The following is an 18,667-nucleotide window of genomic DNA, read 5'->3' as shown; positions in this document are numbered from 1 at the left end:
CGCGCGATCTCGACGTGCTCAGCCGCGCGGGTCGATGTGGATCTTCGGGGCCGCGCCCCAGGACGGGTCGCGGGCGCCGGAAAGGACCGCGACCGCCTCGTCCAGGCCCACGGTGGCGGCGACCAGCGGTCGGGGATCAACGGCCTGTGCGGCGTACGCGGAGATGGTTTGAGCCAGCGCGCCCGAACCGCTCAGGACGCCCACCGCGGTGACGTCCTTGAGCGCGAGGCGGCGGGTGTCGAGCAGGGACGGCTGCTCCGCGATGCCGATGAAGACCACGCGGCCGCCCGGCTCGACCAGGTCGACCGCCCTCGCGGGCAGGGACGCGGCGGTCGAGCAGTCGATGACCGCGTCGAACGGCAGGTCGGGCAGGTCGTCGGCGGTCCACGCGTTGGTGAGGCCGAGTGAGCGGGTGAAGTCGAGCGACAGGCCCAGCACGTGCACCTCGGCCCCGGCCGCCGCCGCGAACGACGCCGCCAGCAGGCCGATCGTGCCCGGACCCATGATCAGGACCCGGGAGCCGGGGCTCAGCGCGGCGGCCAGCACCGCCCGCAGCGCGTTGGCGCCGGGCTCGACCATCGCCCCGACCGTGGCGTCGACCTCGTCCGGCAGCTCGTGCAGGGCCGTCACCGGCACCGGGAGCTGCGCGGCCAGGGCGCCGGGCCAGCCGTGCCGGACGCCGATCTCGTGCCGGTCGGCGCACAGGTGCTGCCGCCCGGACGTGCATCGGGCGCAGTGCCCGCAGCCCAGCATCGTGTCGCCGGTGACCCGGCGGCCCAGCCAGGCCTCGTCGGCCGCCGTTCCGGCCGCGGTGACCACGCCGCTCCACTCGTGGCCGATCCGCATCGGGTAGGCCGCCTCGCCGGAGTGCAGGTAGGCCATCTCGCCGCTGAAGAACTCCAGGTCGGTGCCGCACACCCCGGCCCGGTCGACGTCCACCACGACCACACCGGGCCGCGCGACCGGCGGGTCGACGTCGATGACCGAAGCTTGCTTGGGCCCCGTGATGACGAAGGCGCGCACCTAGTTGAACCCCGCCCAGTCGAAGGCAGGGAGCCCGGTCGCGCCCACGTCGGCCAGGTAGAGGGCGTCGCGGGCGGTGATCAGCAGCCGGTCGAGGCCCGGACCGACGAACAACGGGCAGGTCACCTCGGCGCTGGCCACCTCGACCACCCCGGTCAGCTCGCCCTCGGGGCTGAACCGCCGCACCTCGCCCGTCCCGTAGACGGCCACCCACAGGTTGCCGTCGGCGTCGGTGCAGATGCCGTCCGGGTCCCAGTCGTCCCGCAGGAAGATGTGCCGCTCCCCGTGGCCAGCCCGCACGTAGATCTCGCCCGGCACGGTGTCGACGTAGTACCACAGGCTCGCGTCGGGGCTCCAGGCCAGGCCGTTGCTCAGCCCGATCCCGGCGTCGATCGTCGTCACCGACCGGTCGGCGCCGACCCGCACCAGCACCTCGTCGTCGCCCGGCTGCTCGTTCAGCTGCATGGTCCCGACCAGGAAGGCGCCGTCGGGGTCGCACTTGCCGTCGTTGAGCCGGCGGCCGCTGCCCGCCGCCAGGATCCGGGGGCCGGGGGCGACGTCACCCTCGGCGGTCACCACCATCAGGGTCTCCAGGCCGGCCACGAGCAGCTCTCCGGTACGCCCGAGAGCCACCGCGCTGACCATCCGGTCGAGCTCACGCGTCCCGGCCGGCTCCACGCCCCGGTCGGTCAGCCGGCCGCTGTGCAGCGCCCCGGCCTCGATCTCGACCCAGTGCACCAGGCCGCGTGGCGCGTCCCAGATCGGCCCCTCGGCCAGCCGGAACGTCCGGTCCGACGCCCTCTGTGCGGTCCATCGATCCACCATGAGGCCTAGCTTGCCAACAATCGGGCGGTAGGGTCCAAGAAGAGTGATCGGAAGGCGGTCGGGCGTGGCGGAACTTCGCAGCAACCAGTGGTACGGCGGGGATGACCGGAACTCGTACATCCATCGAGCCTGGATGCGTCGCGGCACCCCGGGCTCCTCGTTCATGGGCAAGCCGCAGATCGCGATCGCGAACACCGCGTCCGACCTGACCCCGTGCAACGCTCACCTGAACGAGGTGGCCGACAGCGTCAAACAGGGCGTCTGGGCGGCCGGCGGCGTACCCCTGAATCTGCCCGTCGTCTCGCTGGGCGAGACCAACGTCCGGCCGACCGCGATGCTGTGGCGCAACATGGCCGCGATGGCGATCGAGGAGATGCTGCGGGCCAACCCGATCGACGGCGTGGTGCTGCTCGGCGGCTGCGACAAGACGATCCCGTCGCTGCTGATGGCGGCCGCGTCGGTCGACCTGCCCGCGGTGGTCGTGCCGGGCGGGCCGATGCTCACCGGCACCTTCCAGGGCGTGCCGCTGGGCTGCGGCACCGACGTCTGGCGCCTGTCCGAGGAGGTGCGCGCCGGCACGCTGACCGAGGCGGCCTTCCTCGAGTCCGAGTCGTCGATGATCCGCAGCCGAGGGCACTGCAACACGATGGGTACGGCGTCGACGATGGGCCTGCTGGCCGAGGCCCTGGGTACGACCATCCCGGGCACCGCCGGCACCCCGGCCCCCGACAGCCGGCTGCTGGCCCGCTCGCACGACACCGGCCGGCTCATCGTCGAGATGATCGAGGCCGGCCGCCGCCCCAGCGAGGTGATCACCCGCGCGTCGTTCCACAACGCGATCGTGGCGCTGGCGGCGATCGGCGGCTCGACCAACGCGGTGGTGCACCTGCTCGCGATTGCCGGCCGGCTCGGCGTACCCCTGACGCTCGACGATTTTGATCGGATCGCCGCCGAGGTGCCGTTCCTGGTCGACCTGCAGCCGTCCGGTCGCTTCCTGATGGAAGACCTGTTCCGCGCGGGCGGGCTGGCGGCCGTCCTGAAAGAGGTCGCCGACCTGCTCGACCCGTCGGCGATCACGGTGACCGGCGAACCCTTCGTCGACTCGCTGGCCGGGGCGCAGATCTGGGACAAAGAGGTGATCCGTACGCGGGACGCGCCGCTGCTGCCGAGCGGCGGCATCGCCCGGCTGCGCGGGAACCTGGCCCCCGACGGCGCGATCATCAAACCGGCCGCCGCCTCACCCCACCTGCTCCAACACCGCGGTCAGGCGCTGGTGTTCGACTCGATCGAAGACTTCCACGCCCGGGTCGACGACCCGGCCCTGGACGTCGACGAGAACACCGTGCTGGTGCTGCGCGGCTGCGGCCCGCGCGGCTACCCCGGCATGCCCGAGGTCTCCAACATGCCGCTGCCGTCGAAGCTGCTGCAGAAGGGCGTCCGGGACATGGTCCGGATCTGCGACGGGCGGATGAGCGGCACCGCGTACGGGACGGTCGTGCTGCACGTGGCGCCCGAGGGCGCGTCCGGCGGGCCGCTGGCCAAGCTGCGCACCGGCGACCGGATCGTGCTCGACGTGCCGGCCCGGCGCATCGACGTGGAACTACCCGACGACGAGCTGAACGCCCGCGAGCCCGCGGCCGCGATGGTGTCGGCGCTGGCCCGGCCGACGCGGGGCTGGGAGAAGCTCTACGTCGACACGGTGACCGGGGCCGATACCGGGGCCGACTGCACGTTCCTGCAGGGTAGTAGCGGCGACAAGGTCAGCCGCGAGTCTCATTAGCCCACGTAGATGGCGTTGGTCAGGGCGGCCATCCGGCCGTCCGGGTGGCGGACCTCGAGCCGGACGTAGTCCGCGGTCCGGATGATCCTGATGGTGTTGCCGGGGACATTTCGGACATCGATGGTCAGCTCAGGGTCTCCGTCGCCGGGTGGGAGCGTGTCGCCGATCTGGGCCACGTGACCGTCGCGGCGGGCCTCGAAGGTCAGCTCGGTGGCGGCGGAATCGGTGATCCAGCCGCGGCCCGCCCGGACCGCGTCGAGGATCGCGTCGGCGGTCAGCTCGTCGGCCCGCACCACGTTGTGCGCGACGCCGATCTGGCCGGCCAGGTGGATGTCGCTGTTGCCGACCGCCTTGATCGTCATCGGGTCCCAGGCGGCGAGACCGGCCTCGTTGTCGGCCTGCCACGGCACGTCGGAGCGCCACGCGCCGTTCCAGACCTCGACCAGGTCGAAGCCGTCCCGCGACATGGTGAACGTCCCGCCCGGATAGGGGGCGACCGGATGGGCCACCACACGGAGCCGCCCCTCGATGTCGAGCCAGTGCCCGTCCGGCGTGATGTTCTCCCGCCCCCGGAAGATCAGGAAGTCCTCGGCGGCCCACTCGGGCCAGTTCGCGTCCGAGTTGTGCTCGGTGGCGGCGAGGAAGTCGAGCCCGACCGCCCTGGCCGCGGCCACCACCTCGGCCGGCGTCAGCTCCCCACCGTCGGACAGCGTCGAGTGCGTGTGCAGATCCCCCCGGAACCAAGGCATCCCGAAACCCTAGAGCGCCATGATGGGCGGATGCGCACCCGGAAGTCGTTGCTGTCCTACCGCTCCGAGGGCTCGATCCTCAGCCTGTGGTCGAAGGGCTCGATCCTCTCGATCGGCTCCAGCGGATCCGTCCTGTCGATCGGTTCCATCGGCTCCGCCGGGTCGATCGGATCCATCGGCTCCTGGCTGAGCGTCGGCTCGATCCTCTCGGCCGTCTCGGTCGGATCCGTGCTGGCGTGGCGTTCCCGCGGCCGCATGCTCGCCGCCGGCTCTTCCTCTGTTCCCAAGGACGTCAGCTGACGCCGCCGATCAGGAGGACGAGCCGGCCTCGGACGTGACCGTCCTCACGGAACTCGACCGCCGGCCGAGCCGCTAGGCCGTCGGGTCGAACCAGTTCGCGATCGCGGCTCGGATCTCGTCGACCTCGGGCCGCCCGTCGCCGCCCTCCGGCCGCAGGTCGGCCAGCAGCTCGTTCATCGCGATCTCGGCCTCGTCCCGGTGCCCTCGCTGCCCGAGCACGTCGATGGCGTAGTAGCGCGCCTTCAGCGTGGCGACGTGGTCCGGTCCCAGCACCCGGCCGGACGTGGCGGCCAACCGGTCGATGACGGTCTGCGCCTCGTCGAGCAGGTCCGCGCCGGCCAGCCACCCGGCGAGGTTGAGCTCGACCTCGAGCGTCTCGGGATGCTCCGCGCCCAGGTTCGGGTTCCGGCGATAGCCGTCGAGAACCTCCCGGAGGCCGGCCACCGCCGCCCGCGGCGACTCGACGGCGCCGAGCGTGCAGGCGAGGGCCATCCGGGCGTTGAGGGTGTCGCGCGCGTCCGGTTCGAGCACGGCTTCGTACCCGGACACGAGGGCGCGTAGCGAATCCGCGGCGCCACGACGGTCCCCGGTCGCCTCCTGAAAAATGGCGACACCGTGCCTCGATGCGAGCGTGTTCGAGTGCTCGGGTCCCAGCAGCCGGAGGCGGATGGTCAGCACGTCCCGCATTTCGGCCAGCGCGCCCACATGGTCGTCGGTGCGGTGCCGGGCCCAGGCGATGTTGTGCCTGATCGACAACGTGTCGGCGTGCTCGGCGCCGAGCCGTTCCGTCGCCGGCGGCAGCAGCGCCCGCCACCAGGCCAGGGACGTGGCGGACAGCCCCTGTGGCCACAGGCTGTTGCCGGCCCGGAACACGACCTGGTGCAGACCGTCGTCCCACAGCGCCGCCTCGGCGTTGCGGCGGAGCGCCTCGGTGTTGTTCCGTAGCTGCTCGACGAGGTCGGCGTCGCGCTCGACGTCCGGCCAGATCTCGAGCAACGCGTCCGCGGCGTACCGGGCGATCCGGGCGATCTGCTCGACCGCCTCCTCGCGGACCGACCGCTGAAGCACCGGGTGCACGTCGAGCGTGCGGCGACCGTCGCGCAGGTCACACAGGCTCAGCAGAGTGAGGTTGGCCAGGCCGTCGGACGCGTCGTCGGCGGTCATCGCCACCCCCAGCTCAGCGGTGAGCATCTGCTGGACCGTCTTGGTGACGAACAGAGCGGCCGGGCTGCCGTGCGGGTCGAGCAGGGCCGCGAGGCGGAGCAGGAGCCGGGCCGCGCCCACGGGCGGGCGCTCGTCGGCCGCCGCGATCGACAGATCCCAGGCCGTGGCCAGGGTCGTCGCCAGGGGGTCCTTGGGGTCCGGGACCAGCTCGGCGAGTCGTCGCTCCCGGAACCGCCGTAGATAGCCGGCGCAGTCGAGGTTGTAGTTCCTGATGTACGCGCCCGCGAGCGACAGTGCGAGCGGCAGGTGGCCCAGCTCCTCGGCGAGCTCGGCGGCGGCGTCGAGACCGTCGCCGGGAGCGGTAGGCCAGCTCGGCGGCGAGCTGCGTCTTGCCCACGCCGTCGAGTCCGGTGAGGACGAGCACGTGGCCGGGCGTGAGGGAACGGCTCAACCCGGCCGTCTCGGGACGGATCTGGTGAGCGTGGGCCAGCGGCGGCGGTGACCCGATCCAGTGGTCATGGCGCAGGGTCTGTTCGAAGGCCAGCAGCCACGGCGCCAGATCGGGCTCACCGGGGAGTCCGGCGTGACGGTGACAGACCCGCACGGCGGTCTGGAGGAAGAGCCAGTCCATCGGTCTCTTCCCGTCGAGCATTCGCCCGATGGACGCGTAGGAGTAGCGATGACCGACCCGGTCGGACAGATCCTCCATCACCCGCAAGGCTGGATTGCCGTGGTGAGCGCGGTATTCCCTCAGCCGGAGCCGTAGGATCGACTGCGAGTCGGTGGCGGTTCGGGAGCGGCCAGACACAACTCTTAGTATGCGTTCAGCTGCCTTGAGTGAAACCTCGTGAATGTCGGTCCGAGTTGGCAGCTCTGTGTCCCGGTGTTTCACTGCCTCGCAGGTGGCCGGGGTTTCCGCCTCCACTGATAGGTATGTGGCAGGAAGTCGTGGAAGTGTTGAACGCCCTCGGGGTGGTCGTCGTGGTCGTGAACGGCGGGATTGAGATCGTTCGGAAGGCGCGCGGGCGGCGTGACCGGAAGCGGGACGACGAGGGCTAGGCTCCTCGCGTGGCGAGGTATTTCGACGTGCATCCCGAGAACCCGCAGGCCAGGGTCATCGGGCAGGTGGCGGGCGTGATCCGGGGCGGCGGCGTCGTGGCGTACCCGACGGATTCGTGTTTTGCCCTGGGGGTTCAGCTGGGTGACAAGGACGGTCTCGACCGGATCCGGACCATCCGGCATCTGGACGAGCGACATCACTTCACGCTGATGTGCCGCGACTTCGCGCAGCTCGGGCAGTTGGTGACGATCAACAACGCGCTGTTCCGGTCGATCAAGGCGGCCACGCCGGGGCCGTACACGTTCATCCTGCCCGCCACGCGTGAGGTTCCGCGGCGGCTGCTGCACCCCAAGAAGAAGACCGTGGGGGTACGCATCCCGGAGCACGTCGTGGCCCAGGCGATCCTGGCCGAGCTGGGCGAGCCGCTGGTGTCGAGCACCCTGCTGCTGCCCGGTGACGAGGAGCCGATGACCCAGGGCTGGGAGATCAAGGAGGCGCTCGACCACCAGGTCGACGCGGTCGTCGACTCGGGGGAGTGCGGCACCGTGCCGACGACCGTGATCGACTTCTCCGGCGGCGAGCCCGAAGTCCTGCGTGAGGGAGCGGGCGACCTCAGCCGGTTCGTCTAGGTTGGGTGTATGGCCATGTTCACCACCGATGACGGCGACGGGGCGCCGGTGGTGCTGCCGGCCGGGTTCTTGCGATGACGTTGTTCGAGGGCATCGACGAGGTCACCGACCCGGACGTGCTGGCGAGCCTGTCGCACGACGAGGCCGACTGGGCGCCGGTGGGCCGGGCGGTCGCCGCGGTGCGGCCCCGGTCGACCGACGAGGTCGCCCGGGTCGTCGCCGAGTGCGCGCGCCGCGGGCTGGCCGTGGTGCCGCGCGGCGCCGGGACCGGGGTGTCCGGCGGCGCCAACGCGGTCGACGACGGTGTGATCCTCGACCTCTCCAAGATGACCGCGATCCTGGAGATCGACGCCGACAACATGGTCTGCGTGGCGCAGGCCGGCGTGGTCAACGACGTGCTGAAGGCCGAGGTGGCCAAGCACGGCCTCTGGTACCCGCCCGACCCGGCCAGCTCGCCGTGGTCGACGATCGGCGGCAACGTGGCCACCAACGCCGGCGGGCCGTGCTGCCTCAAGTACGGCGTGACCAGGGACTACGTTCTCGGGCTGACGGCCGTCGTGGGCGGGCCGGCGGGGGAGTACGGCACGGTGGCCCGGCTCGGCCGCCGCACCACCAAGGGCGTCAGCGGGTACGACCTGACCAGCCTGTTCGTCGGTTCCGAGGGGACGTTCGGGGTGATCACCGAGGCCACCCTGCGCCTGCGGCCGGCCCGCAAGGAGCCGCCGCGTACGGTCGTGGGCGCCTTCGGCAGCCTGGTCGCGGCCGGTGAGGCGGTGGCCGGGAGCACCCGCCGGGGCCTGCTGCCGGCCGCCCTGGAGCTGCTCGACCGGGCCACCCTGCGGGCCATCGAGGACTGGAAGCACCTGGGTCTGACGGCCGACGCCGAGGCGCTGCTGCTGGCCCAGATCGACACCCCGGGCGTCGCCGGCGAGGCCGAGGCGGCGGCGATGGCCGAGGCGTTCACCGGGGCGGGCGCGCTGTGGGCCGAGACGTCGACGGACGAGGTCGAGGCGGAGCAGCTGTTCGCGGCGCGCCGGCTGGCGTACCCGGCCCTGGAACGTCTTGGCCCGGTGCTGACCGAGGATGTCTGTGTGCCACGGTCGGCGGTGCCCGCGATGCTGGCCGCGATCCAGGAGATCGGCGCCCGGCACAACGTGACGATCGCCACCGTCGCCCACGCCGGTGACGGCAATCTGCACCCCTTGATCATCACGCCGGTCGGGGACGACGCCGCCCGGGCGGCCGCGCAGGAGGCCTTCGAGGAGATCCTCGCCGGGGCCATCGCCGCAGGTGGGACGGTTACCGGCGAACATGGCGTGGGCCTGCTCAAGCGCGGCGGCATGCGGCAGGAGCTGTCGCCCGCGGTGCTGGCCATGCAGTCGGCCGTGAAGCAGACCCTCGATCCGCTGAACCTGTTCAATCCCGGCAAAGTGGTCGGCCTGCCCTGAATTCGCTTGTTGCCAGGTCTGTGCAACAGCCAGTCGTGCCAAATATGCTGCGGGCATGGACCAGACCGTGGCGATGCACATCGCGAACGGCATCGTGGACGCGCGGGTCTCCGCCGCCTTCGCGATCGTCTCCCTGGTCGCGCTCGGCTTCTGTGTGATGCGCGGCCGCCTCGACCTCGACGACCGGCTGGCGCCGATGGCCGGCCTGGTCGCCGCCTTCATCTTCGCCGTGCAGATGCTCAACTTCCAGGTGCTGCCCGGCGTCTCCGGTCACCTGCTCGGCGGCGCCCTGGCCGCCGTGCTGGTCGGCCCCTGGGTGGGCGCGCTGTGCGTGGCCACCGTGCTGATCGTGCAGTGCCTGCTGTTCGCCGACGGCGGCCTCACCGCGCTGGGCCTGAACATCTTCAACATGGCCCTCCTCGGCACCGCGGTCGGCTACCTGGTCGCCGTCGCCGTCCTCAGGCTGCTGCCGCGCGCCGAGGTGGCGACCTTCGTGGCCTCGGTGGTCAGCGTCGTGGTCGCCTCGCAGGGCTTCGTCCTCGAGTACGCCCTGGGCGGCACCACCCGGCTCGACCTCGGCACCGTCGCGAGCGCCATGGCCGGCGTGCACCTGCTGATCGGCATCGGCGAGGGCCTGATCGCCGCCACCACGGTCGCGACCGTCGCCAAGGTCCGACCCGATCTGGTGTACGCCTTGCGGCGAACCACTCGGGTGACGAAGGCGGCGGAGGTTCCGGCGTGACGAAAAGACTCGGGTGGTTCCTGGCCGGCGGCCTGCTGGTGGCGCTCCTGCTGGCCGGCGTGGTCAGCAACTTCGCCTCGGGCAGCCCCGACGGCCTCGACGCCACCGCGCGGCAAGGCTGCACGTTCAACGCCGACGGCGAGATCACCGGCGGCACCTGCATGGCCCAGCGGGAGCAGGAGCACCAGCTGGGCGGCAGCCCGTTCGCCGGCTACGGCATCAAGGGCCTGGACGGCCCGCTCGGCACCGCCGTGGCCGGTGTGCTCGGCGTGCTGATCACCTTCGGCGTCGGCGGCGGCCTCTTCTGGCTGGCCCGGCGCCGCAAACCGGTGCGGTCCTGAGATGGGCGCCGGTCACGCCCACCCCCTCCATCTCGAGCACGACAGCCCGCTGCACCGGCTGCCGCCCGAGGTGAAGATCGCCGCCACCCTGCTCTTCACGATCGTCGTGGTGGTCACGCCGCGCGAGCACTTCCGCGCGTTCGCCGGGTACGCCGCGCTGATCGTGATCGTGGCCGCGATCGCCCGGATCCGGCCCGGCTGGCTGGCCAAACGGGCCACTATCGAGCTGCCGTTCGTGCTGCTGGCGTTCTGGCTGCCGTTCGCCGGTCACGGCGAGCGGATCACCTGGCTGGGCCTGTCGCTGTCGGTGGACGGGCTCCACGGCGCCTGGAACATCGTCGCCAAGGGCACTCTGGGCGTACTCGCCTCGCTCCTGCTCGCCGCGACCACCTCGATGCGCGACCTGATCATCGGCCTGGACCGCCTGCGGGTGCCGGAGGTCTTCACCCAGATCGCCACGTTCATGTTGCGCTACCTCGACATCCTGGCCGAGGACGCGCGGCGGATGCGGATCGCGCGGCTGTCCCGCGGGTACGACCAGCGCTTCCTGTGGCAGGTGAAGGCGTTCGCGGTCGGCGTCGGCGCGCTGTTCCTGCGGTCGTTCGAGCGCGGCGAGCGGGTCTACCTGGCGATGCGGTCGCGCGGCTACACCGGCCGGCTGCCTCTGCTCGCCCACCGGCGGACGTCCGCGACCCACTGGGCGGCGGCGGCCACCCTCCCGCTGGCGGCGGCCGGGCTGGCGGTGTTCACATGACGGCCGCCTTGCGCGTCACGGGACTGCACTACGCGTACCCGGATGGGACCGCCGCTCTTCGCGGGATCGACCTGACCATCGCCGAGGGCGAGCGGGTCGCGTTGCTCGGCCCGAACGGCGCCGGCAAGACCACCCTGGTGCTCCACCTCAACGGCATTCTGCACGGCGGCGCCGGCACGGTCGAGGTGGCCGGCGCGACCGTCGAACCGGGCGACCGGGCCGGCATCGCCGAGATCCGCCGCCGGGTCGGCCTGGTCTTCCAGGACCCCGACGACCAGCTGTTCATGCCGTCGGTGGCCGAGGACGTGGCGTTCGGCCCGGCCAACCTGGGCCTGCGTGGCGCCGAGCTGGACGCCCGGGTCGACGAGGCCCTGGCCGCGGTCGGCATGAGCGCCCACCGCGACCAGGTGCCGCAACACCTGTCCTTCGGCCAGCGCCGCCGGGTGGCCGTGGCCACCGTCCTGGCGATGCGCCCGTCGCTGCTGGTCCTGGACGAGCCGTCGTCCAACCTCGACCCGGCCAGCCGCCGCGAGCTGGCCGACATCGTCCGCTCCCTGCCGGTGACGGTGCTGATGGTCACCCACGACCTGCCGTACGCCCTGGAACTGTGCTCCCGGGCGCTGATCCTGGACAACGGCCGCATCGAGGCCGACGCGCCCACCCGCGACATCCTCACCGACACCGACCTGCTGGCCGCACATCGCCTGGAGCTCCCGTTCGGCTTCAACCCGCTGGCCGCCGACGCCCGCCGCTGAGTTCAATCGATCTCTGTGAGTCTCCACACGTGTGTCGTGGAGAAGGTTGACGTGGAAAGTATCGCTACCGTGGCCGTCCAAGGAACCGGCGAAGGGCGATGCGAGCGTGAAGATCGGTATTGGACTTCCGAACCAGGTACGGGACATGAACCCGGCCGTCATCCCGGGGTTCGCCAAGCGGGCCGAGGACGCCGGCTTCAGCACGCTGGGAACGGTGGGGCGGCTCGCCTACCCGGGTCTGAACGAGACCGTGGCGCTCGCCGCCGCGGCCGGCGCGACCAGCCGCATCGGGCTCTTCAGCAACGTGCTGCTCGGGCCGGTCTGGCCGCCGGTGCTGCTGGCCAAGGAGGTGGCCGGCATCGACGCGGTCTCCGGCGGGCGGCTCACGCTCGGCGTCGGCATCGGCGGGCGGGATGACGACTTCGTCGCCGAGGGCTACCCGATGAAGGCGCGCGGCAAGCGCTTCGACGCCGACCTCGACACCTACCACCGGGTGTGGAAGGGCGAGCCGGTCGGCGGCGGCGACAACGCGGCCGTTCCCACCGGCACCCGTCCGGTGCCGCTGATGTTCGGCGGCATTGCCCCGGCCGCTCTCGCCCGCATGGCGAAGTGGGGCCAGGGGTACGTCGGACCGAGCGCCCCGGCCTCGATGGTGGCCGACGGTTTCGCCGGCGCCCGGGCCGCGTGGAAGGCGGCGGGCCGCGAGGGCGAGCCGCGCCTGGTGGCGATCGCCTACTTCGGGCTCGGCGACCCCGACAAGGGCGCCCGGAACGTGGGCGACTACTACAGCGTCCACGGCGACTTCGCCAAGGTGGTCGTCGACAACCTGGCCCGCACGCCCGAGCAGGTCCGTGAGGTGGTCAAGTCGTTCGAGGCGATCGGCGCCGAGGAGCTCATCCTCAACCCGACCATCGACGACCCGGACGAGGTCGAGCGCCTCGCTGAGGTCGTACTCGAATAGCCTGCCCTTGATCTGACTGCGGCGCCGCCCCGGCATCACTAGCCTCCCCGCATGACGATTTCATGGGGGATTCGGTCCATGGTGGCCACCGGGGCGACGATCTCGGTGCTACTCGCGCCGGCGGCGGCTCGTGCTGCCGCCGGCGCCACCACCGTCCTGGTCGACGTGGCCGCCGACGGCACACCCGGCAACGGCGCCAACACCGACTGGGACATCGCCGACAACGGCCGCGTGGTGGCCTTCGTGTCGGACTCCGGCAATCTCGTCGCGGGTGACACGAACGCCACCCACGACGCCTTCGTCCGCGACCTCAACGCCGGAACGACCACGCTGGTCAGCGGCGGGCGCAACGGCCAACCGGCCAACGGCCCGGTGCGGGACGTCGCCATCTCCGGCAACGGCCGGTACGTCGCGTTCACCTCGGACGCGTCCAACCTGGTGGCCGGCGACACCAACGGCCAGCGGGACGTCTTCGTCCACGACCGCCGCACCGGCGTCACCGTCCGAGCCGGCGCCGGCACCGGCCTTCAGCAGAGCCCGTCCATCTCGGACGACGGCCGCTACGTGACCTTCATCCAGGCCGACATCCCGAACGGCGTCCGCCCGCAGGTGTACGTCCGCGACCTGACCGCCGGCGTCACCCGGCAGGTTTCGGTCCCGTTCCCGGACAGCGAGGCGGCTGCCTTCAGCGCCGAGATCTCCGGCGACGGCGCCTGGGTGGCCTTCGCCGCCACGGGTGACTACGTCGGCGACGGCGGCAGCGCCAGCGCGGTCTACCTGACGTCGCGGGCCACCGGCGGAGCGATCCGCGTCAGCCCACAGACCAGCGACACCGCCCCGTTCGTGGACGCGTCCGCACCCAGCATCGACCGCGCCGGGAGCAAGGTCCTGTACGTCTCGAACGCAAGGCTGGACCCCTCGGACAGCAACGGGATGGACGACCTCTACCTGTACGACGTGGCCGCGAGGACCACCACCCTGGTGACCGCCAACGCGGCGCGCACCGGCGCCGGGGACTCCGGCACCTCCGGGGGCGCGCTGTCCGCCGACGGCCGCTTCGCCGGTTTCGGTTCGAACGCGTCCGACCTGGTCCGGCGCGACACCAACGGCTTCGTCAGCGACGCCTTCCTCCGCAACCTGGGCGCCGGCGGCACCACGCTGGTGTCGACCGACGTGTCCGGCGCCGGCGCCAACGGTCCCAGCTACCGGGCCGTTCCGTCAGCCGACGCCAGCCGCGTCCTGTTCGCCTCGGAGGCAACCGACCTCGGCCCCGACCCGGGCGACAGCCGGCCACATTTGTATCTCCGCTCAACCCCCTTCCATCGCTAGGTCGTACGGCGTCAGCCGGCGACCGTCTGGAAAGGCGATCTGCCGCAACTTCAAAAGCTCGTTGTCGTAGCTCGGTGGGGGGTGCGGACCGCAGCTCCCGCCGAGGCCGGCTCGCTGCGCTTCGCCTGCGGCGTCCGTGCCCACTCACCCTTCTTTATCCCCAAGCCGGCTCCCCACTTGCCGACGGTTCGCTGATGCGCTTCCGTCTCGCCACCCCCGGTGTCGTCGCGGGGCTGGCCGACGGGCCGCGTGGCGTCATGGCTTCCGGGCGGTTTGCCCTCGATGGAGCCGCTCACCGCGCGGTCCACGGCGAGCGGTTGGCACCGCCGGGAACGTCTCGGCGGCCGTGAACACCACGGTTACCTAGTTGACGCCGCCCATCAACCGTCGCAACGGTTTGGTCAGGGCGATCATGATCAGGCCGGCGACGATGGCGACCGCGCCGATGATGCCGAAGTAGGGGACCTCGTGGTCCTCGCTGTAGTAGTTGGCGAGCGTGCCCGACATCGCCGTGCCGAGCGCGACCGACAGGAAGAACAGGGCGACCATCTGGGTGCGGAAGGCCTCCGGCGCCAGCTTGGTGGCCAGCGACAGGCCGACCGGGGACAGCAGCAGTTCGGCCACCGTGAAGACGAACAGGATGCCGGCCAGGCCGAGCAGCGGCGCCGAGTTCGGACCGCCACCGGCCAGGGGCAGGAAGAGCAGGAACGCCACGCCCATGATGGTGGTGCCGAGACCGAATTTGATCGGCGTGGAGGGCTGGCGGCTCCCGAGCCTGGTCCAGAGCACGGTGAACACCCCGGACAGGATGATGATGAACACCGGGTTGATCGACTGCACCCAGCTCACCGGCATCTCCCAGCCGAACAGGTTGCGGTCCAGCCGCTGGTCCGAATAGACCGTGACGACCGTGAACTGCTGCTGGTAGAGGCTCCAGAAGACGGCGCTGACCAGGAACATCGGGATGAACGCGAGCACCCGGCGGCGCTCGGTGTCGTTGATGCGGTGGCTGCTCAGGATCACCGCGAAGTAGGCGATCGCGGCCAGGATGCTCAGCACCACGACGATCGTGGACAGCCTCGCGGCCGGGATCAGGCCGGCGAACGCCAGCACGGCCACCACGACGATCACCGCCACGGCGACCGCGATCACCATCGGGCGGCGCGCGGCGGGGAGCGGGTTGGCCACCTCGTTGGTCAGGCCTTTTCGCCCGTACGCGTACTGCGCGAGCCCGAGCGCCATGCCCACGGCGGCCAGCCCGAAGCCCCAGTGGAAGCCCGCCTCCTTCTGAAGCAGCCCGGTCAGCAGCGGGCCGACCAGCGCGCCCAGGTTGATCCCGAGGTAGAACAGCGAGAACCCGGCGTCGCGCCGGTCGTCGCCGGGGGCGTAGAGCGAGCCGACCAGCGCCGTGGCGGTCGCCTTGACGCCGCCGGAGCCGAGCGCGATGCCGATCAGGCCGGCCGCGACGCCGGCCAGGCCGGGGATCACGGCCAGGCAGATGTGTCCGATCATGACCAGGACGGCCGAGCCGAACAGCACCCGTTCCGGCCCGAACAGCCGGTCGGCGATCCACGCCCCGACCACGGTGGCCAGGTAGACGCTGCCGCCGTAGGCCCCGACGATGCTGGTCGCGGTGGCCTGGTCGATCCCGAGCCCGCCCTGCGCCGCCGTGTAGTACAGATAGATCAGCAGGATCCCCTGCATGCCGTAGAACGAGAACCGTTCCCACAGCTCGACCCCGAACAGATGAGCGAGCGCACGAGGCTGGCCGAAGAACGTCCGGTCCCGCGTATCAGCAATCGTCTCTGCCATACGGACGCCGTACCCCGATTCCTTGATCCACGCACCTAACCTGGACCGGTGAATTCCCTGGCGGATCCGCCGCTCTTCGCCGCTCTGTCCTCGTCGCGAAACGTGCTGCTGGCCGGCGCCGGTGGTGGGTTCGACGTGTACGCCGCCCTGCCGCTGGCCATCGCCCTGCACGACCGCGGTGTGGGCGTACACCTGGCGAACCTGTCCTTCCCCCGCTCGAACTGGTCGACCTGGACCACTGGCACGCCCCGGACATCGTCGCCGCCCGCCCCGGCACGTCGGGGCCGGACGACTACTTCCCGGAGCGGACGCTGGCCCGCTGGCTGGCCGCCAACGACCTGCCGAGACCGGTGTACGCGTTCCCGCGCACCGGCGTGCAACCGTTGCGGGCGGCCTACCGCCACCTGGTGGACGAGCTGGACATCGACGCCATCGTTCTGGTCGACGGCGGCACCGACATCCTGATGCGCGGCGACGAGGACGGCCTGGGCACCCCGGTCGAGGACATGACCAGCCTGGCCGCGGTGGCCGGCGTGGACGTGCCGGTGCGGCTGGTCACCTGCCTCGGCTTCGGCATCGACGCCTTCCACGGCGTAGTGCACACCCAGGTCCTGGAGAACCTGGCCGCGCTCGACCGGGACGGCGCCTACCTGGGCGCGCTGTCGATCCCGGGCGCGAGCCGCGAGGCCGAGCTCTACCGGTCGGCGGTGGCGGACGCGCAGGCGGCGACCCCGATCCGCCCGAGCATCGTGCAGGGTCAGATCGAGGCGGCCACCCGGGGCGCCTTCGGGGACGTGCGGTTCACCAGGCGTACCCAGGGAAGCGTCTTGTTCGTGAATCCCCTGATGGCCATCTACTTCACCGTCGACCTGGCCGCCCTGGCCGCGCGCAACCTCTACCTGGACCGCATCGAGGAGACCGTCGGCATGAACCAGGTCGCCCTGCGCATCGAGAAGTTCCGCGAGGAGATCTCGCCGCGCGTCCCACGAGCATTTCCCCACTAGAGCTAGGGTTTCGGGCATGCGTCGGCGCCGGTGGATGTGGGTGGCCGCGGGGCCGGTCGTGCTGATCGTCGCCGCGGTCGCGGTGCTCGCCTTCGGGTATCCGTCGGTGGCCGCGACCGCCTGCCCGCGCTGCTTCTCGCTGGTCGAGGCGAGCGACGGGCTCTACGTCGAGGGCGGGCTCGACGAGACCCAGCACCAGACCATGATCCGGGTACGGTCGGACGCCGACCAGCGGGTCGCCGAGTTCTACGGCGGCCGGGAGAGCGACCCGATGCTGCTCGCCTGCTTCACCGACGACTGCTACCGCCGCATCGGCGGTGGCGGCGAACGTGGCGTCGCGGTGCTGAACCGGGCGGTGATGCTCTCCCCGCGCGGCCTCGACGTGGTGATCGCCTCGCACGAGATGGCCCACGTCGAGTTCGACCGCCGCCTGGGCGACCGTGCCGACGGGGTTCCACAGTGGTTCGACGAGGGCCTGGCCGTCATCGTCTCCAAGGACGGGCGCAACATCCGCCCGCCCGGCGCCGGCGACCGTTGCAAGGTCGAGCCCACCGGCGCCCTGCCGGTCACTCTTCAGGACTGGCTGGCCGCCGCGACGGCCGACGACCAGATGTACGCGAAGGCCGCCTGCCAGACCTACCGCTGGCTCGACGCCCACGGCGGCAAGCAGGGCGTCCTCGACCTGGCCACCACCGGCTGGCGCGGCTGAGGCCTCTCAACCGGGCGGCCGGAGGCCTCTCTACGGAGGCCTCTCTACGGGGCCGCCGGAGGTCGAAGGACGGGTGTGGGAAGGCGCCAGCGCGCGCGGGCCACCGAGGCCAGGACGCCCAGGGGCAGGCAGGCGACGGCCAGCGCGGCGTAGACGATGTCGAAGCGGCCGGCGTCGGCCGGGCCGGCGAGCAGCACCGCCGCGACCGAGCTGCCCGCGAACAGGCACCCGGCGAACAGTGACACCGCGGTGGCCCGCGCCGAGGGCAGCACCTCGGTCGCCCAGGTCTGCAGCGACGAGTGCATCGACGCCCAGCCCATGCCGAGCAGCACGGCCGCGCCCGCGGCGGCCACCGGCGCCCGCGAGACGGCGGCAACCCCGCAGGCCAGCGCGCACGCGGCCGCGCCCCCGGCGATGAGCTGCCACACCGGCCGGGTGCGGGACAGCCGCCCGACCAGCCGGGCGAAGGCGAACACGGCCACCCCGTACACCGCGGTGACCAGCCCGGCCAGCGTCGGCCCGGCGCCGGCCTGCTCGGTGGCGGCGGGCAGCAGGGTGAGCGCGCCGAGCAGGATGCCGCCCTCGACCAGGGCGATGGCCAGCACCAGCAGCGTGAAGGGGGAGCGGGCGACCCGGCCGGCCGGTGCCAGCAGCGGCTCGGGATCGGGCGGGAGCGGAAGCGGCGGCAGCCGTCGCAGGAGCACGACCAGGACCAGGGCGCAGGCCGCGGACAGCGCGAACATCAGGCGCCAGCTCACCGCCGACGCCAGCGCCCCGGCGGTCGCCGAGGCCAGTGCGGTGCCCGCCGCCACGCCGGTCATCAGCGCGGCGATCGACGGCTGCCGGCGTTCGGCCGGGACGGTGTCGCCGACGTAGATCAGGCCGGCCGGGATGGCCGCCGCGAAGCAGGCCCCGGCGATCGCCCGGGCCACCCCGAGCTGGGCGGTGTTCGCGACGCAGGCGGAGGCGGCCGACGCGGTGGCGGCCAGGACGAGCGACAGCCGCAGCGTGCGGACCCGGCCCAGCCGGTCGGAGACGACACCCCAGACCGGCTGCATCACGCCGTACGCCAGGAAGTAGAACCCGGCCACGTGCACCATCGTCGACAGCGGCACGCCCAGCGCCCCGGACATCGCCACCAGCATCGGCGGCATCGCGAACCGGTCGAGCGTGCTGACGAACGTGGTCGTCTGGAGCAGTCGCAGCGCGCTCATCCCGGACCAGACCATCATGGGGACCAATCTGCCGCAACCGATCGCAACCGATCGCAACCAGGCAACTC

General features: G+C 71.8%; 18 protein-coding genes and 1 pseudogene. 13 read left to right on the top strand and 6 right to left on the bottom strand.

Annotated elements, in window-relative coordinates; all coding sequences use genetic code 11:
- Positions 1-18 precede the first annotated feature (18 nt).
- A complete protein-coding gene (locus AB0M54_RS19345) occupies positions 19-1,023 on the bottom strand; it encodes an alcohol dehydrogenase catalytic domain-containing protein (RefSeq protein WP_364319293.1) in 1,005 nt (334 codons plus the stop codon).
- Positions 1,024-1,848, bottom strand: coding sequence for an SMP-30/gluconolactonase/LRE family protein (locus AB0M54_RS19340; protein ID WP_364319291.1), 825 nt, complete (start codon positions 1,846-1,848; stop codon positions 1,024-1,026).
- Positions 1,849-1,912: 64 nt separating this feature from the next.
- Between AB0M54_RS19340 and AB0M54_RS19335 the strand changes: the two genes are divergently transcribed.
- A complete protein-coding gene (locus AB0M54_RS19335) occupies positions 1,913-3,628 on the top strand; it encodes an IlvD/Edd family dehydratase (RefSeq protein ID WP_364472815.1) in 1,716 nt (571 codons plus the stop codon).
- On the opposite strand, the gene AB0M54_RS19330 is transcribed toward AB0M54_RS19335, so the two are convergent.
- A complete protein-coding gene (locus AB0M54_RS19330) occupies positions 3,625-4,377 on the bottom strand; it encodes a PHP-associated domain-containing protein (RefSeq protein WP_364472813.1) in 753 nt (250 codons plus the stop codon). The genes AB0M54_RS19335 and AB0M54_RS19330 overlap by 4 nt on opposite strands.
- 30 nt (positions 4,378-4,407) lie before the next feature.
- Between AB0M54_RS19330 and AB0M54_RS19325 the strand changes: the two are divergent.
- A pseudogene (locus tag AB0M54_RS19325) lies at positions 4,408-4,650 on the top strand (hypothetical protein); the annotation flags it as partial.
- Between the two features lie 99 nt (positions 4,651-4,749).
- Here the strand turns inward: AB0M54_RS19325 and AB0M54_RS19320 are convergent.
- Positions 4,750-5,961, bottom strand: coding sequence for a tetratricopeptide repeat protein (locus tag AB0M54_RS19320; protein WP_364472811.1), 1,212 nt, complete (start codon positions 5,959-5,961; stop codon positions 4,750-4,752).
- A gap of 397 nt (positions 5,962-6,358) precedes the next feature.
- Here AB0M54_RS19320 and AB0M54_RS19315 point away from each other — a divergent pair, with 397 nt between their 5' ends.
- From AB0M54_RS19315 to AB0M54_RS19275, 9 genes are all read left to right on the top strand, one after another.
- Positions 6,359-6,607: a hypothetical protein gene (locus AB0M54_RS19315; protein WP_364472809.1), complete on the top strand. Its 249-nt coding sequence runs from the start codon at positions 6,359-6,361 to the stop codon at positions 6,605-6,607.
- Positions 6,608-6,909: 302 nt separating this feature from the next.
- Complete coding sequence (locus AB0M54_RS19310; protein ID WP_364319284.1) at positions 6,910-7,530, top strand: L-threonylcarbamoyladenylate synthase; 621 nt, start codon at positions 6,910-6,912, stop codon at positions 7,528-7,530.
- 74 nt (positions 7,531-7,604) lie between these two features.
- Entirely contained in the window at positions 7,605-8,978 is a 1,374-nt protein-coding gene (locus AB0M54_RS19305) for an FAD-linked oxidase C-terminal domain-containing protein (protein WP_364319282.1), read from the top strand.
- 55 nt (positions 8,979-9,033) lie between these two features.
- Complete coding sequence (locus tag AB0M54_RS19300) at positions 9,034-9,720, top strand: energy-coupling factor ABC transporter permease (protein ID WP_364472807.1); 687 nt, start codon at positions 9,034-9,036, stop codon at positions 9,718-9,720.
- Positions 9,717-10,061, top strand: coding sequence for a PDGLE domain-containing protein (locus AB0M54_RS19295; protein WP_364319278.1), 345 nt, complete (start codon positions 9,717-9,719; stop codon positions 10,059-10,061). Before AB0M54_RS19300 ends, AB0M54_RS19295 begins: the two co-directional genes overlap by 4 nt.
- Position 10,062: 1 nt before the next feature.
- Positions 10,063-10,815 (top strand): cobalt ECF transporter T component CbiQ, encoded by a 753-nt coding sequence (cbiQ, locus tag AB0M54_RS19290; RefSeq protein ID WP_364472805.1) that lies wholly within the window; start codon positions 10,063-10,065, stop codon positions 10,813-10,815.
- Positions 10,812-11,570: an ABC transporter ATP-binding protein gene (locus tag AB0M54_RS19285; protein ID WP_364472803.1), complete on the top strand. Its 759-nt coding sequence runs from the start codon at positions 10,812-10,814 to the stop codon at positions 11,568-11,570. Before cbiQ ends, AB0M54_RS19285 begins: the two co-directional genes overlap by 4 nt.
- Positions 11,571-11,676: 106 nt before the next feature.
- Positions 11,677-12,531: an LLM class flavin-dependent oxidoreductase gene (locus AB0M54_RS19280; protein WP_364319272.1), complete on the top strand. Its 855-nt coding sequence runs from the start codon at positions 11,677-11,679 to the stop codon at positions 12,529-12,531.
- 51 nt (positions 12,532-12,582) lie between these two features.
- Complete coding sequence (locus AB0M54_RS19275) at positions 12,583-13,860, top strand: hypothetical protein (RefSeq protein ID WP_364472801.1); 1,278 nt, start codon at positions 12,583-12,585, stop codon at positions 13,858-13,860.
- A 363-nt stretch (positions 13,861-14,223) separates the two neighbouring features.
- Here AB0M54_RS19275 and AB0M54_RS19270 read toward each other — a convergent pair whose 3' ends face one another.
- Positions 14,224-15,672 (bottom strand): peptide MFS transporter, encoded by a 1,449-nt coding sequence (locus AB0M54_RS19270; RefSeq protein WP_364319268.1) that lies wholly within the window; start codon positions 15,670-15,672, stop codon positions 14,224-14,226.
- A gap of 350 nt (positions 15,673-16,022) precedes the next feature.
- Here AB0M54_RS19270 and AB0M54_RS19265 point away from each other — a divergent pair, with 350 nt between their 5' ends.
- Both AB0M54_RS19265 and AB0M54_RS19260 read left to right on the top strand, forming a co-directional pair.
- Positions 16,023-16,676, top strand: a complete 654-nt coding sequence (locus AB0M54_RS19265; protein ID WP_364472799.1) for a DUF1152 domain-containing protein — start codon at positions 16,023-16,025, stop codon at positions 16,674-16,676.
- A 16-nt stretch (positions 16,677-16,692) separates the two neighbouring features.
- Complete coding sequence (locus tag AB0M54_RS19260) at positions 16,693-17,385, top strand: hypothetical protein (RefSeq protein ID WP_364472797.1); 693 nt, start codon at positions 16,693-16,695, stop codon at positions 17,383-17,385.
- A 44-nt stretch (positions 17,386-17,429) separates the two neighbouring features.
- Here AB0M54_RS19260 and AB0M54_RS19255 read toward each other — a convergent pair whose 3' ends face one another.
- Positions 17,430-18,617, bottom strand: a complete 1,188-nt coding sequence (locus tag AB0M54_RS19255) for an MFS transporter (protein ID WP_364472795.1) — start codon at positions 18,615-18,617, stop codon at positions 17,430-17,432.
- Positions 18,618-18,667: the final 50 nt, after the last annotated feature.

The sequence above is a fragment of the Actinoplanes sp. NPDC051470 genome, assembly GCF_040682035.1.
Taxonomy (GTDB): domain Bacteria; phylum Actinomycetota; class Actinomycetes; order Mycobacteriales; family Micromonosporaceae; genus Actinoplanes.
Note: the sequence above shows the minus strand (reverse complement) of the source record. Positions and strands in the feature narration are given on the sequence as shown.

Bases quoted from the DNA above. Each gene is read 5' to 3' on its own strand.
- AB0M54_RS19340 (WP_364319291.1), bottom strand. From the start codon at position 1,848: ATGGTGGATCGATGGACCGCACAGAGGGCGTCGGACCGGACGTTCCGG.
- AB0M54_RS19330 (WP_364472813.1), bottom strand. From the start codon at position 4,377: ATGCCTTGGTTCCGGGGGGATCTGCACACGCACTCGACGCTGTCCGAC.
- AB0M54_RS19315 (WP_364472809.1), top strand. From the start codon at position 6,359: ATGGCGCAGGGTCTGTTCGAAGGCCAGCAGCCACGGCGCCAGATCGGG.
- AB0M54_RS19305 (WP_364319282.1), top strand. From the start codon at position 7,605: ATGACGTTGTTCGAGGGCATCGACGAGGTCACCGACCCGGACGTGCTG.
- AB0M54_RS19300 (WP_364472807.1), top strand. From the start codon at position 9,034: ATGGACCAGACCGTGGCGATGCACATCGCGAACGGCATCGTGGACGCG.
- cbiQ (WP_364472805.1), top strand. From the start codon at position 10,063: ATGGGCGCCGGTCACGCCCACCCCCTCCATCTCGAGCACGACAGCCCG.
- AB0M54_RS19285 (WP_364472803.1), top strand. From the start codon at position 10,812: ATGACGGCCGCCTTGCGCGTCACGGGACTGCACTACGCGTACCCGGAT.
- AB0M54_RS19275 (WP_364472801.1), top strand. From the start codon at position 12,583: ATGACGATTTCATGGGGGATTCGGTCCATGGTGGCCACCGGGGCGACG.
- AB0M54_RS19270 (WP_364319268.1), bottom strand. From the start codon at position 15,672: ATGGCAGAGACGATTGCTGATACGCGGGACCGGACGTTCTTCGGCCAG.
- AB0M54_RS19260 (WP_364472797.1), top strand. From the start codon at position 16,693: ATGCGTCGGCGCCGGTGGATGTGGGTGGCCGCGGGGCCGGTCGTGCTG.
- AB0M54_RS19255 (WP_364472795.1), bottom strand. From the start codon at position 18,617: ATGATGGTCTGGTCCGGGATGAGCGCGCTGCGACTGCTCCAGACGACC.